The sequence below is a fragment of the Exiguobacterium sp. s50 genome, assembly GCF_018618175.1.
Lineage (GTDB): Bacteria > Bacillota > Bacilli > Exiguobacteriales > Exiguobacteriaceae > Exiguobacterium > Exiguobacterium chiriqhucha.
Genome location: NZ_JACSLP010000005.1, coordinates 162,016 through 176,371, shown reverse-complemented (window position 1 = coordinate 176,371; position 14,356 = coordinate 162,016). Strand labels below are relative to the sequence as shown.

The following is a 14,356-nucleotide window of genomic DNA, read 5'->3' as shown; positions in this document are numbered from 1 at the left end:
GCCGACGCTTTTTGTTTGCGCGGTATCTCCATCACAAAATAAGGAGACTCCATCATGAATGAACAAACATTAGACAAACTACAATACAACGACTTGATTCATCACGTCGAACGATACTGCATCAGCGGATTCGGACGCAACTTGTTACGAAACCAGCGTCCGACGAGCCATCTGCAAACGGTGAAAAAACGGCTTCAAGAGACATCGGAAGCACGCGCGATTCTCGACGCGACGTCACACGTCCCCTTTATCGGGGTGTCTGCTATGGAACCGCTCATCGGTAAAATCAGCCGTGGCATCCAGCTCGAGGCAAGCGAACTCGAAGCCGTCGCCGAATTTTTCCGCGGGGCCCGTAAACTGAAGCGATTCATGGCCGAGCAGGCGTTCTTTGCCCCGCTCTTGTCCCTTTACGCGGGAGAGATGAGCGAGTGGCGCAGCATCGAGGAAGACATCGTCCAATCGATTCGTGGGGGACGGGTCGTCGACGAGGCGTCCAAAGAATTGAAACGCGTCCGCAAACAAATCGACATTCTCGAAGGACGGATCGAGGAGCGGTTGAGCAAGTTCTTGAAGAGCGCCACAAACCGGGAAGCGATTCAAGACGGCTTTGTGACGAAGAAACAAGATCGATTCACGATTCCAATCAAAGCGTCATATAAACATAAAGTCGCTGGGACAATCATCGACACGTCGAGCCGAGGGACGACGGTCTTCATCGAACCAGAGGCGGTGGCGAAGTTGAACGCGGAACTCGTCGTCAAACGAACGGAGGAAGCGGTCGAAATCTATCAAGTTCTCGCCACGCTCACCGGCATGGTGGCGGAAGCGTTGCCGACCATCGAGGCGACGCTTGATGTCATCGCCCAATACGATATGGTGTTCGCGAAAGGGAAGTATAGCCAAGCCATCGATGGCATCGCCCCTCGCGTGAACGCGGTCGGGAAAATCCGTTTGAAACAAGTCCGCCATCCACTCCTCGAACGGGCGGTCCCTCTCGACTTCTCGCTCGGGGACACGTACCGCGGTCTGATCATCACCGGACCGAACGCCGGCGGGAAGACGGTCGTCTTGAAGACGATTGGTCTGCTCAGTTTGATGACGATGAGCGGACTTCATATCCCGGCCCATCCGGACACGGACATCTCGACGTTTGACGACGTATTCGTCGACATCGGGGACAACCAGGACATGGGTTCGGCGCTCAGCACGTTCTCGGCCCATATGCATAACGTGGCGCACATCATGCAGAAGGCAGGGAAACGGTCGTTACTGTTATTCGATGAGATTGGAAGCGGGACCGAACCGAACGAGGGAGCGGCCCTCGCCATCGCAATTTTAGAAGAAGCATATAAACGAGGCTGTCTCGTCGTCGCCTCGACCCATTACGGCGAAATCAAGGCGTACTCCGAGACGCATCCGGACTTCATGAACGCGGCCATGCAGTTCGACCCGGAAACGCTCGAACCGAAGTATCGGCTGTTGATTGGGCAGTCCGGCGACAGCAACGCCTTGTTCATTGCCCGGAAAATGAAATTGCCCGAATCGATTTTGAAGCAGGCGGCCCGCTATATGCACGACAAGACGTACGACCAGTCGCTCGTCGATCCGGCACGTCTGACGCAAGCAGTCGTCTCATCCGTCATCGAACCAGATCAAGTTCTGTCAAAAGGGGACCGGGTCCGCCTGCTCGAGACGGATCAAGTCGGTCTTGTCTATGCGATGGACGAATCGTTGCGCCAAGTCACCGTCTATGTCGACGGTGTCTTCAGTGAGCAACCGCTCCGCCGAGTTCGACGCGAGGCGAAAGCGCTCGACTTGTATCCAGCTGGTTATGACCTGGAAACGTTATTCATCGATTACCGGGACCGGAAAGAAGCCCATGACTTTGCTCGCGGTTCGAAGAAGGCGCTCCGTCGCGTCGAGAAAGAGATTCGGGCGCGGCAACGTGCCGAACGAAGCAAATGAGTGTATCCGGGAAGACACTCGGGTAAGGAACAAGGACCGGGAGTCATCACGTACAGTTCGGCTTTCGGGTAACGTGTCGGAGGTGACTGGATGTTTTGGTTAAGCTTGTTGTTCGCCATCGGATTTGCCTTGATTCACTACTTTTCAGGACAGTTGATTCACGTGCGCGAGACGCCGCGGAGCCGGTTTCTGTCACTCGCCGGCGGAGTCGCCGTCGCCTATGTGTTTCTTCATCTCTTGCCTGAACTGAACGAATATCAACAAGAACTCGAAGGACATCTCGAGAGTGGGCTATTCGCCTCGATCGAGAATCATATCCTCGTCGTCAGCATGCTGGGTCTGGCAGTGTTTTATGGCTTGGAACGGTTGGCCACGCAAATGAAACGGCGTGGCAACGGCAGCGTTTTTTGGATTCACATGGCGTTGTTCATCGTCTACAACTTCAGCATCGGCTATGTGCTCGCGGAGAGCGAGTTCGATACGGCGTGGGCAATGACACTCTACTTTGTCGCATTAGGGATTCATTTCATCACGGTCGACCAGGGTCTGAGGCATCACCATCAGGAGTTGTACGACAGGCGAGGCCGATTGTGGTTGTCGTTGGCCGTGCTTGCCGGGTGGAGCGTCGGCGCATTTTCAGCGCTCCATGAAGTGACGCTGTCGATGATTGTCGCGTTCTTGGCCGGGGGGATTATTTTGAACGTCATGAAAGAAGAGCTGCCAGAAGAGCGGGACAGCAGTTTCCGCGCCTTTGCCGTTGGGCTTATCGGATACGCTCTGCTGTTATTGGCCATATGAAAAGGCAACCGATCGTGGTTGCCTTTTTGCTTACAGTGAATTGGTGCTCTGATTGTCTACGTTATCGTCGGCCGCAGGTGTGTCCTCATCTTGGTTCGGGCCACCGAATAGACCACCGTGATGAGGGCCATGCCCGCCTCCGTGACGTCCACCGCCAAAGCCGCGCATGTCGCCTAAGTCGTCGTAACTCGTGATGTCAGCAAAACGCTCTTCGTGGTCGGCGAGAATCGCGTCGGCCTCATCTTGCGTCAAGTCACCTGATTCAACGGCTGCCTCAAGTTTCGCTTCATGAGAAGTGATCATCGCCTCGATGAACTGTTCAATGGTGATCCCTGTTTCTTCCGCGAGTTCAGGAAGCGATTGTCCTTCTTCGCGCGCTGCTTCCACGTCGGCTTCGGTCAACCCGAGCGCCTCGAGCAAAGCGGCCTGACCGGCTGCCCGATTACCGAACATACCCCGCTCGCCTCGTTCCCCGCGTTCGCATTGGGTCGTCGTTTCCGTTCCGTCGGTCGTTGTCGTGTCGTTCGTGGCGGCATAGACGCCGGTTCCTGAGACGGCAAGTAGGCCGGCCAGGGTGATGGCTAATTTAGATGTCTTCATGTCAATCTCCTCCTTTACTACCTCAAGTGTAGGACGTGGGTGATCAAAAGTTGTGAGGGAATTGCAAGGTTTCTGCAAATTGTCTTTGGGAAATGATGGGTTCGTTTCGCGATGCGATATAATGGGGTTGGAGGCGATAAAGATGAACGTACTCGTAGTCGAAGATGAACCGAAATTAGCGGACGGGCTCGCCCGCTTTTTAACGTACGCGGGGTTTCACGTCAGTGTGGTCGGCACACTCGCCGAAGCGAAGCGGCAGCTCGAGCAACCGTTCGATGCGGTCCTGCTCGATGTTCGTCTGCCGGACGGGGAAGGTTGGACGCTCATCCCGAAATTGAAGACGCTCAAGCCGCGACCGGCCATCATCTTGGCGACGGCACGAGGAGAGGCGGATGACCGTGTGTTCGGCCTCGAGCTCGGGGCCGACGATTATTTGGTCAAACCGATCGTGTTAAAAGAACTCGAAATTCGCCTGAAACGTCTCGTCAAACAGACGGACGAGATCTCGTTCGGCGACATGATGGTGGACGCACGATCCCGTACGGTGACCGATCACGGCCAAGCGATTCGGATGACCAATAAAGAATACGAGTTGCTCCTCTTCTTCTTGAAACATAGTGGAGAAGCGCTCGATCGCAACCGCCTACTTGACGAGGTGTGGGATTATACGTTCGCCGGGGACACGCGCACGGTCGACACGCACGTCAAACAGTTGCGTGACAAATTGCCGACGATGAAGCGGTACTTGAAGACGGTGCATCGCGTCGGTTATCGATTGGAGGAAGTCCGATGAGCCGGTTGATGAAGAAGTTGCTTTGGACCGCGATCCTCCCTCTCGTCGTCATGGCGGTGCTCACATTTGGTCTGACATCACTCTTGATTGGGCGTTTCGCGGAGACGGAGAGCTATGACCAACTCGAGCGTGAAGCGGACATCGTGTATGAGGCGCTTGTGGATGGACGCGGCATACCGGGTCAACTCGATGTTCTCGTGTTTCAAGACGGGGAAGCGGTCAATCTTGATCGTGGGGGCAGGATGCGTCGACATATGTCGCCAGCCCTCGATCCAGACTCACTTTCTGAACGAGATGAGGTCAGTGTGAACGGGGCGCGGTTATTGACGTTCCTTCGGGAAGAAGGGGATGTGCAAATCGTGACGTACGCACCCGTCCCGCTGTCGAATCCGCAGTTTCGTCAAATCTACGTCATTCTCGGGAGCGGGTTCTTGCTCGCGCTCATCGTCGCCGTCGGTGTGACGTATTGGATGGGGCGGCGTTTGACGTCCCCGCTCGTCGAGTTGAAGCAGGCGACCGCAGCCATCATGTTGGGCCGGCATGACATCACACTGCCGCCTGTCACCGACGACGAGATTGGCGATTTGACGGAAGCGGTCCGTCAGATGAACACATCACTCGAAGAGAAAGAACGGATGCAAAATACATTCATCTCAGGGGTTACGCACGATGTCCGGACCCCGCTTGCCATTGTCCGGAACGAGGCCGAAATGCTTGAACTCGGTGTCGTCAAACAAGAAGACGTGGCGGCGACGGGACGTAGCATGACCGAAGAAGTCGATCGCATCGACCGGCTCGTCACCCAGATGCTCGAATACTCGAAGCTATCGGCAGGCAAGCTGGCGCTCACGATTGAAACTGTTCACATGAATGAATTGATTGAAGCGACGGTCGCGCGGATGGAGGAATGGTTCCGGCACAAGCAAGTGACGGTCACGCTTGAACTTGAGGATGTGACAGTACAGGCGGACCGGTTGGCGATGGAGCGCATCCTGTCGAACTTTCTTCAGAACGCATATCACGCGAGTCCGATTGGCGGTGTGATTACAATCAGGCTCACTGAGCGACGGCTTGAAATCGAGGATAAGGGTCCGGGCATCACAGAATCGATGCGTGCCAACATCTGGGACATGTATGTGAAAGGCGACCGTTCGAACGGGCACGGGCTTGGTCTGGCTATCAATAAGCTGTTACTCGAGGCACAAGGGCTGTCGTACGGGATTGAGTCGAGAGAGGGGGCACTGTTTTGGATCGAATGGGAATAAACTTATTTTTGCGGGGTGTGCGCTTGGAACGGGACCGGATTGAGACACCTGGCTATCCGTTCTCGCTACCGATTTTTGAGGGGTTTGATGAACTGACGCTGACGAAGCCGGTCACGTTCTTGGTCGGCGAGAATGGGAGTGGAAAATCGACGTTGGTCGAAGGGATGGCCATCGCCGCCGGATTCAATCCGGAAGGTGGGGCGACGACGTTCCGTTTTGAGACCGAGGCAACGCATAGCCCGTTGTTCGAGGCGCTCCGTCCGATTCGGGGTGCCTATCGACCGAAGGACGGATTTTTCCTCCGGGCCGAGACGGCATATCAATTGTCGAGTTATGTGGATGAGATTGCACGAACGTCGCCCGACCCGGAACGGTTCTATGCGTCTTACGGCGGTCGATCGCTCCATGAGCAATCGCACGGAGAGGCGTTCTTGTCGCTCATGCTCCATCGTTTCCGGGATGGCGGGCTCTATATATTGGACGAGCCTGAGGCCGCCTTGTCCCCGATGCGGCAGTTGACGATGCTCGCGCGGATGCATGAACTCGTCCAATCGGGCAGTCAATTCATCATCGCGACCCATTCACCAATCCTCATGTCGTATCCTGACGCCGACATACTCCAAGTCGAGACGGGACTCCGGCCGACGACGTTCGACGAACTCGAGCACGTCCGTGTCATGCGTGACTTTCTAGCGGCACCAGAACGGATGCAACGCATCCTGTTCGAGTGAAAACGGTCACGGTGTAAGCGTTTTATTTTTATGTTGACGTCAAGATTTCAAGGGAGTATGCTAGTAGCGAGAAGAAGAAAATCCATTTTGGGATTGTTACTGGTCAAGCAGGCAAAACCTAAATTGATGCCGATCATCCAAATTTGGGCGGACCGGTGTGAATTTAGGTTTTTTTCTTTTCACTCGAACTTGAGCGGAGGTGAATTGATTCCATGCAGATTTCAAAAGTGTTCAACAATAACGTCGTGGCCATTCAAGCGAACGGTCAAGAACAAGTCGTCATGGGACGGGGGATTGCGTTTCAAAAACGTCCGGGTGATGCGATTGATCAAGCGCGGATCGAAAAAGTCTTTACGCTCGAGAGTAAAGAGAGCCACGAACGGTTCGTTCATTTTTTGAATGAGATGCCAGCGGCGGAGATGGATACGGTCAAAGAAATCGTCAAGTTGGCGGAGACGCGGCTTGAGAAGTCGGTCCATGATTCGCTATATGTGACCCTCGCCGACCACATCCATTTCGCCCTCAGTCGGTATCGGGATGGAATCATCATTCGGAACCCGCTCGTTTGGGAAGTGAAACGATTTTACGGACCCGAGTTCACCATCGGGAAAGAAGCGGTCGCCCTCATCAATGAACGGCACGACGTCAAATTAGACGAAGACGAGGCGGTCGCCATCGCGCTCCATCTCGTCAACGCGACGATGTCGGGCGCCAAAGGTGAAAATTTGCATCTCGTCACCGAGATGACACGCGCCACACAAGCAATCCTCACCATCATCACGTACCACTTTCAAATTGATTTGGATGAAGAATCATACGCCTATTCACGATTCTTGACCCACTTGAAGTATTTCGTCCAACGGCTTGCCTCAGGTGAGAAGATTAAGCAGGGGGGCGACGAGACGCTGTTCGAGATGGTGAAGCTGCGCTATCCGGACGCTTACGAATGTGTCGAGAAAATCGCCGGTCTAATCGCCACGAAGTACAATTACGAGGTTTCGACCGATGAGCGGTTGTATATGATGATTCATATCGAAAACTTAATGAAAGAACGACGATCCTAAGGATGGTTACTGATGATGCAGGCCAAACCTAAATGACGGCACCTCCCGTGTGCGTTCATTTAGGTTTTTCTTTTTACCCAAATTGAAGGAGTGAACAGTATGAGCCAAACAAAAACGCTCGCCGCGGACATCATTCGTCACGTCGGCGGGAAAGATAACGTCAAAAGCGTGTTCCATTGTGCAACACGGCTACGTTTTAAATTGAAAGATGAACAGAAAGCCAATCCTGAAGCGTTAAAAAATCATGACGGCGTCATCACGGTCGTCCAAAGCGGCGGTCAATTCCAAGTCGTCATCGGCAACAACGTCCCATACGTCTATCAAGACGTGGTCGAGGCGGGTGGATTCCAGACGTCATCGAACGACGATACGGAAAAAACGGGCGTCTTTAACCGTTTGATTGATGTGATTGCGGGGATTTTCACCCCGATTCTCGGTCCGATGGCCGGTAGTGGTCTATTGAAAGGGTTGCTCGCCATTCTCGTCGCCCTCGGCTTACTGACACAAGACATGGGCACATACATCGTCTTGAACGCAGCGGCCGACGCGCTCTTCTACTTCTTACCGGTCATCCTCGGCCATTCGGCAGCGAAGAAGTTTGGCGGCAATCCGTATATTGGGATGATTATCGGGGGTGCGCTCGTCTATCCGGCTATCGTCGCGATACAAGGTGCGGGCGAGTCACTCTCATTCCTCACGGTGCCAGTCGTCTTGATGAGCTACGCGTCCTCGGTCATCCCGATTATCTTGGCGGTGTACGTGTCATCGAAAGTCGAAACGTTCTTCAACAAACACACGCATGAGGCGGTCCGTAACTTCACGACCCCGATGATGGCACTCTTGATTGTCGTCCCGCTCACGTTCCTCGCCATCGGTCCGGTCGCAACATACGCGAGTCAAGGTCTCGCCGGCGGCTACTCGTTCTTATATGAACTCAGTCCAGTCGTCGCCATCGCTTTCATCGGTGCATTTTGGCAAGTGCTCGTCATGTTCGGTCTCCATTGGGGGCTCGTGCCGATTATCATCAACAACTTGGCAGTCGTCGGCATGGACACGATCGTCGTCGGAGTCCTCATGGCGACATTCGGTCAAGTCGGGGCAACGCTCGCCATCACATTGAAGGCGCGTGACCCGAAGACGAAAGGACTTGGTACCTCGTCGACGATCGCTGGTGTGTTCGGTATCACCGAGCCGGCGATTTACGGATTGACGCTCCCGCGTAAAAAACCGTTCGTCTTTGGGATGGTCGGTGGCGCGGCCGGCGGTGTCGTCGGCGGTATGCTCGGGACGGCCGCTTATGCGATGGGTGGTCTCGGCGTGTTCAGTATCCCGGTCATGATTCCGGCAACGGGCCTTGATATGACATTCTATGGTGCGTTGATTGGGATGGCAGTTGCGACGCTCGTCTCGTTCGGACTCACGTTCGCATTCCATAAAGAAGTAACATCGGAAGAAACGTCGCCGCGTGTCGAATCAGCACCTGTCTTGACTGATCACGTCGGTACACCGGTCTCCTCACCGGTCAAAGGGGAAGTCGTCGCACTTGAGACCGTTCGCGATGAAGTGTTCTCGAGTGGCGCGATGGGGAAAGGAATTGCCATCATGCCAACGGAAGGCGTCGTCTATGCGCCGTTCGACGGGGAAGTCGTCACGGTCTATCAATCGAAGCACGCAATCGGACTCCGGTCGCATAGCGGTGTCGAAGTATTGATTCACGTCGGGCTCGACACGGTCCAGCTCGGGGGACAACATTTCGAATCGTTCGTCACAGACGGACAACAAGTGACCGAAGGCGACGTGTTGGTGAAATTTGATTTAGAAGCCATTGCTCAAGCCGGTTACGACACGATAACTCCGGTAATTGTCACAAATACAGGGAATTACTTAGATGTCTTGCCGACACATAGCGGCATCGTCGAACCAAACCACGGCGTCTTGCGCGTCTTAGCCTAAAAGGAGGAAATGGATATGAAACAAGTAGCGAAAAACTTTTTATGGGGTGGCGCCACAGCGGCGAACCAATTTGAAGGCGGATATCAAGAAGGTGGCAAAGGACTGTCGATCGCGGATGTGATGCCGGGCGGCAAGGACCGGATGAAAATCATCCATGACCCGACGTTCGATTTCGAGTTACATGACGAGTATACGTACCCGAACCACGAAGGCATTGACTTCTATCATCACTACAAGGAAGACATCGCTCTCTTCAAAGAGATGGGCTTCAAGACGTTCCGCATGTCAATCGCTTGGTCGCGCATCTTCCCGAACGGTGACGAACTCGAGCCGAACGAGGAAGGTCTTCAATTCTATGACCGCGTCATCGACGAGCTCGTCGCGCAGGGGATTGAGCCGCTCGTCACCATCTCGCACTATGAGTTGCCGCTCCACTTGGCGACAGCATACGGTGGTTGGCGTGACCGCCGCCTCGTGACATTTTTCGAGCGGTACAGCCGTGTCTTGTTCGAACGTTACCAAGGCAAGGTCAAATATTGGCTCACGTTCAATGAAATCAACGGGGCCCAATTCATGCCGATGCTCAGTCTCGGGATGGCAATCCGTGAAGGGGACGACCAGTTGCAATTGACATATCAAGGGTTGCACCATCAACTCGTGGCAAGTGCGCTCGCGACAAAAGCGGCACGCGAAATCGACCCGTCGATGCAAATCGGCTGCATGCTCATCGCGGCGCCGGTCTATCCGTACAGCTCGAACCCGGAAGACATTTGGTACGCGCATGACGCCGAGCGCATGATGAACTTCTTCTGCGGCGACGTTCACGTTCGCGGTGAATATCCGTCGTTCGCGAAACGATTCTTCCGTGAGAACGGGATTGAACTCGTGATGGAAGATGGCGATCTCGAGACGCTAAAAGCACACACGGTCGACTTCTTCTCACTCAGCTACTATATGTCGCGTACCGAGAAAGCGGAGAAGACAGAAGACGAAGCAGCAGGGAACATCATGAGCGGTGTGAAAAACCCTTACTTGAAAGCAAGCGACTGGGGCTGGGAAATCGATCCGATGGGACTTCGCGTCATTTTGAACAAACTGTATGAGCGTTATGAATTGCCGCTCTTCATCGTCGAGAACGGTCTCGGGGCTTATGATAAGGTCGAAGCGGACGGTTCGGTCCATGACGATTATCGGATTGAGTACTTGCGTGACCATTTGAAAGCGATGGTGGAGGCGATTGAAGACGGTGTCGACGTCATCGGTTATACGAGCTGGGGCTGTATCGACCTTGTCAGCGCATCGACCGGGGAGTACAGCAAACGTTACGGTTTCATCTACGTCGATAAGCACGACGATGGGTCAGGGACACTCGAGCGTTCACGGAAAGACTCGTTCTTCTGGTATCAAGACGTCATCCAGACGAACGGGGCGAGCTTGTTCGAGGACGAGACGGTGAAATAAGAAAAGAGCGGCCGCGGCCGCTCTTTTCTTATGCTTTCGTGATTTTTCGCAAAACGATGATGGCGAGACTGACGCCGCCGGCAATCAACATATACGTGAGAATCTCCGTCCAGGCTGCCATCAGACGTCATCTTCCGCGAAGACGGCCAAGTCTCCTTGAGGCATGGCGACGAGTAAAAAGTGTTCGCCTCCGAGCGGGCGGGCGTCCCCGGCCTGCCAACTCTCGTACTGCTCATGATAACCGTTCACGAACAGGACCGATCCGGATTCAAATGTGAGTTCAAGGTTGGGGTTGTCTTCTGTTAAACGGACGGAGCGGACGCGTTCACGTCGCAGTCCGACGAGGTGATGGAGTTGTTCGTCTTCGTTGAACGACGGACCCGATGAATGGACGTACCAGGGTCCTTCGATTGAGAGCCAAGACTCGTTGCCGTCTCGTTTAAAGTAAAGTAGGTGATGGTTTGGACCGGAACCGAAGTCGATTCCGACGAAGGAAGACGCGTTAAATAGATGTTGTAAAATCCGTGTAGCTTCTAGATGTTCGGTACGGGTCACGCTTCCACCTCGCTTAAATAGGTTAGTTAATTCCATCATTCCACGTTACTCCACTAAAGTAAACGAAAGGATTATGTGAAATCACTCATACGAGAGGTAGATAAAGACGTTCGACATCTTATGGAAAATACTTCAAGGAAGTTAAAAGTTTGGTCAGTGATTGGGCGAATTCGGTCCCGCCTTCAAGGATTCGATTTATAATCAAATGTATAGATGAATCGATGAAACGAGGGGTAACCATGGTTTATGGCTTATTGATTGGCGGCACTGTCCTAATCACCATCGTCCTCAACATCCTCCGGTTGATGACGACCCCCGCCCTGAATCGCTGGCTGCTCGCCGGGACGAGCAGTCTCGTCGTGATTTGGCACGGGGTGTTGTTCGACTTTTATGATTTGCATTGGTCCGTGCTGTTGTTGATTATTACGGGACTCGTCTGTTTTCACTGGAAAGGCATGACTGTTGCTATTATGGTCAGCTGGCTTTTAGTATACAGTCAATCCGGGATACTATCCTTTCCACTGTTGCTCAGTTATGTCTTCTTTGGATTAGGTGCGGCGTTGCTCTTCGGCTACGTCAAACAGTTAAAGCGTGAGCGATCGGGACGGTTACGGATGTTGACGGCAAGTTCTCGTCAATTGAACGTGTTTCGGGAAGTCAGTTTTACAATGCAAGACACGCTTGATCCGGACCGATTGTTGCAAACGATTTTGACATCGGTGACGGCGGGGCACGGGCTCGGGTTTAACCGTTCAATCATCTTTTTTGCGGATTTGGAAAAAGATAGCATTTACGGAGTGATGGGAACAGGACCGATGAATCCAGAAGACGGCTTTCAAATTTGGGAAGAAATTACGCGCCAACATTATGACCTCCAAGGACTGATTGATGAGAAGGAGACGGACTCGACGCACGATGAACAGTTGAACGAACGAATTCGGAAGATGACGATCCCGTTTCATGGCAACCACCTGTTCAAACAGACGCTCGATTCAGGACGACCGCTCCATGTCTACGCGAGCATCGCCGATGACCCGGTGCTGCGGATGCTACATACCGATTTACAAATGGATGAGTGTACGATTTTCCCACTTCACCATCAAGGAATCCCTTACGGACTCCTCGTCATCGATAACGTCGTCAACAAAAAGCCGATCACCCCTCAAAAGATTGATAGCGTCCGTCCGATTGCGGAACAAGCCTCGCTCGCGCTCCATCAAACGATGCTGTATCAACGTATCGAGACATTGGCGCTTCGTGACGGCTTGACGCGTCTTAAAAACCATCGCTCATTCGAACAAGATCTGGACGTCTTATTCCGGGAGTGCGAAACGGACGAGCTGTCACTGATTGTCATGGATATCGATTATTTCAAGCACTTCAACGACACGAACGGGCACTTGGCTGGAAACGAGTTGTTGACGCGACTCGCGAGTGTCATTCGACGAAGCGTGCCGGATGAACAGATGGCGTATCGGTTCGGTGGCGAAGAGTTCGTCGTCCTATTGCCGCAGTATGACGAGGTCGAGGCGGCACAGGTGGCGGAAACGATCCGCAGCGCCGTGCTCGGAACGAACTTTATGAACGGAGAGCGACAACCGGGTGGGCAATTGACGCTCAGCTTCGGCGTCGCTTCAAAGCATACCCTTCATGAACAGTCCCTCGAACAGTTGATTGAGTGTGCCGATCAAGCCCTCTATGCAGCCAAATCAAAAGGGAAAAATCAAGTCTGTCGTTGGGAGGGGGTAACATTATGACCGAATTCAGTGTCATGATTATGACCGTCGTCTTTATCGGTTCGATTTTATTGACGAGTCAGCCGTGTTATCGTTTCGTGACAGGCAACTTGGCGCGACGCCACGCTGCGGCACTCGGTGTCTCATTGAAAGACGTCTCGTTCTCGTTCGATCAAATGGTATATTTCATCGCGTTGCCGACGACGATTCCAGAAGTCCGCGATGCGGCGAAAGCAGAACTGGTCGTCGAACCGTATTATGAGTCTTATTTCTTTCCAGAAGTGAACGGCGTGCAAGTCTCCGTAAAATCAGAATCGACGGTGATTCCTATCGCCTATTTGCCGATTGACGATTTCAGCCTTCCTGTGTTGGATCGACACTTGGAGGCCGGAAAGATTAATGAACGCGTCAACCGGACGATTCGGGAGCATATGATTGTCCATGACCGTACGCTCGAAGCGATTCGAGACGAGGTGTATGATCACCTCCATGAAGATCACCTCGCACAATGAAAGGGTTTCCATCACAGACTCGTGGTGGAAACCCTTTTTTTACTGCGCTAACATGTGAAATCGTGCGGCACCGATCAAGTTGGCCGCGTTGAAGTGGGCACACGTCTCGAGATCGATGTGGAACGTCCCGAACGCGTCACAGAGCGCATCCAAGTGTCGTTTGATGCCGTCTCGGACTTCCGGACGGCGACTGATGCCGCCACCGATTAAAATCCGCTCCGGGTCGAGTCCGAATTGAAGATTGTACATGCCGATTGCGTTCCAGCGATAGAAGCGCTCTAATTCCGTTTGGATGACCGGATTGGTTTGAAGCGCGAACACGTCTTTTCCGGTAAGTGGACGACCGAGCTGTTCGCTGCAACGCTTGACGAGGACGGCCGTCGAACCGATGGCGCTCCATGTTCCATCTGGATGCGGCAAGTTCGGGTCCAAAATCCAGTACCCGTACTCACCGCCGTGGAAGTGTGACCCGACCATGAGGACGTCCGAGTCGACGAAGGCACCACCGATGCCGGTACCGATGACCACGGTCGCATAACGTTTCACGGATGCGGCCGCACCGTTCCATCCTTCTGCAAGTGCTGCCGCATTGGCATCGTTCAAGACGGTGACCGGTAAGTCGTAACGGTCTTCGAACGCCTGTAGAAACGGACGATTGTGGATATACGGCAATGCGCTGATGCCATGAATCACACCGGTCGTCGAGTCGACGGAGCCGGGCGCACTGAAGGCGATTCCGTCGAGCGGGGACTCAACGGTCGCTTCGTTAAAAATCACATCGACTTGATCAAGCAAGCCGTCCCACGTCGCTGGGGTTGGGACGTGTTTGTTCGACAGGAGGTTGCCGTCGGCTTGGACGACTCCGTATTTGATACTCGTACCACCAATATCGATAGCTAAATAATGTTGCATGTCTTGTTTCC

The 14,356-nt window shown here is 53.5% G+C and carries 13 protein-coding genes; 10 read left to right on the top strand and 3 right to left on the bottom strand.

Annotated elements, in window-relative coordinates:
• The first annotated feature begins 54 nt into the window (after positions 1 to 54).
• Together KNP68_RS09155 and KNP68_RS09150 are read left to right on the top strand one after the other, a co-directional pair.
• Positions 55 to 1,965, top strand: coding sequence for an endonuclease MutS2 (locus KNP68_RS09155; protein ID WP_214799419.1), 1,911 nt, complete (start codon positions 55 to 57; stop codon positions 1,963 to 1,965).
• Positions 1,966 to 2,055: 90 nt separating this feature from the next.
• A complete protein-coding gene (locus tag KNP68_RS09150) occupies positions 2,056 to 2,763 on the top strand; it encodes a hypothetical protein (RefSeq protein WP_131471697.1) in 708 nt (235 codons plus the stop codon).
• A 30-nt stretch (positions 2,764 to 2,793) separates the two neighbouring features.
• Here KNP68_RS09150 and KNP68_RS09145 read toward each other — a convergent pair whose 3' ends face one another.
• Positions 2,794 to 3,363, bottom strand: coding sequence for a hypothetical protein (locus KNP68_RS09145; protein ID WP_131471695.1), 570 nt, complete (start codon positions 3,361 to 3,363; stop codon positions 2,794 to 2,796).
• Positions 3,364 to 3,505: 142 nt separating this feature from the next.
• On the opposite strand from KNP68_RS09145, the gene KNP68_RS09140 reads away from it, so the two are divergent.
• The 6 genes from KNP68_RS09140 (at position 3,506) to KNP68_RS09115 (ending at position 10,630) form a co-directional block, all read left to right on the top strand.
• Positions 3,506 to 4,156, top strand: coding sequence for a response regulator transcription factor (locus KNP68_RS09140; RefSeq protein ID WP_131471693.1), 651 nt, complete (start codon positions 3,506 to 3,508; stop codon positions 4,154 to 4,156).
• The gene (locus KNP68_RS09135) at positions 4,153 to 5,421 is read left to right on the top strand and encodes a HAMP domain-containing sensor histidine kinase (RefSeq protein WP_214799417.1); all 1,269 of its coding nucleotides are present in this window, start codon (positions 4,153 to 4,155) and stop codon (positions 5,419 to 5,421) included. Before KNP68_RS09140 ends, KNP68_RS09135 begins: the two co-directional genes overlap by 4 nt.
• Positions 5,412 to 6,152, top strand: a complete 741-nt coding sequence (locus KNP68_RS09130; RefSeq protein ID WP_029596342.1) for an AAA family ATPase — start codon at positions 5,412 to 5,414, stop codon at positions 6,150 to 6,152. Before KNP68_RS09135 ends, KNP68_RS09130 begins: the two co-directional genes overlap by 10 nt.
• A 212-nt stretch (positions 6,153 to 6,364) precedes the next feature.
• Positions 6,365 to 7,216, top strand: a complete 852-nt coding sequence (gene licT / locus KNP68_RS09125; RefSeq protein ID WP_021067990.1) for a BglG family transcription antiterminator LicT — start codon at positions 6,365 to 6,367, stop codon at positions 7,214 to 7,216.
• Positions 7,217 to 7,315: 99 nt separating this feature from the next.
• Positions 7,316 to 9,169: a beta-glucoside-specific PTS transporter subunit IIABC gene (locus KNP68_RS09120; RefSeq protein ID WP_214799415.1), complete on the top strand. Its 1,854-nt coding sequence runs from the start codon at positions 7,316 to 7,318 to the stop codon at positions 9,167 to 9,169.
• Positions 9,170 to 9,178: 9 nt separating this feature from the next.
• On the top strand, positions 9,179 to 10,630 hold the full coding sequence (locus KNP68_RS09115; protein WP_031200425.1) for a glycoside hydrolase family 1 protein: 1,452 nt from the start codon (positions 9,179 to 9,181) through the stop codon (positions 10,628 to 10,630).
• 120 nt (positions 10,631 to 10,750) lie between these two features.
• On the opposite strand, the gene KNP68_RS09110 is transcribed toward KNP68_RS09115, so the two are convergent.
• Positions 10,751 to 11,224, bottom strand: a complete 474-nt coding sequence (locus KNP68_RS09110) for a DUF6188 family protein (RefSeq protein ID WP_125318031.1) — start codon at positions 11,222 to 11,224, stop codon at positions 10,751 to 10,753.
• A gap of 200 nt (positions 11,225 to 11,424) precedes the next feature.
• Between KNP68_RS09110 and KNP68_RS09105 the strand changes: the two genes are divergently transcribed.
• Positions 11,425 to 12,942: a sensor domain-containing diguanylate cyclase gene (locus KNP68_RS09105; RefSeq protein WP_029596340.1), complete on the top strand. Its 1,518-nt coding sequence runs from the start codon at positions 11,425 to 11,427 to the stop codon at positions 12,940 to 12,942.
• Positions 12,939 to 13,433 carry a hypothetical protein gene (locus KNP68_RS09100; RefSeq protein ID WP_029596339.1) on the top strand — a complete coding sequence of 165 codons (495 nt, stop codon included), beginning with the start codon at positions 12,939 to 12,941 and terminating at the stop codon, positions 13,431 to 13,433. The genes KNP68_RS09105 and KNP68_RS09100 overlap by 4 nt, the downstream gene beginning before the upstream one ends.
• Before the next feature lie 39 nt (positions 13,434 to 13,472).
• Here the strand turns inward: KNP68_RS09100 and KNP68_RS09095 are convergent, their stop codons facing one another.
• Complete coding sequence (locus KNP68_RS09095) at positions 13,473 to 14,345, bottom strand: ROK family protein (RefSeq protein ID WP_029596338.1); 873 nt, start codon at positions 14,343 to 14,345, stop codon at positions 13,473 to 13,475.
• Positions 14,346 to 14,356: the final 11 nt, after the last annotated feature.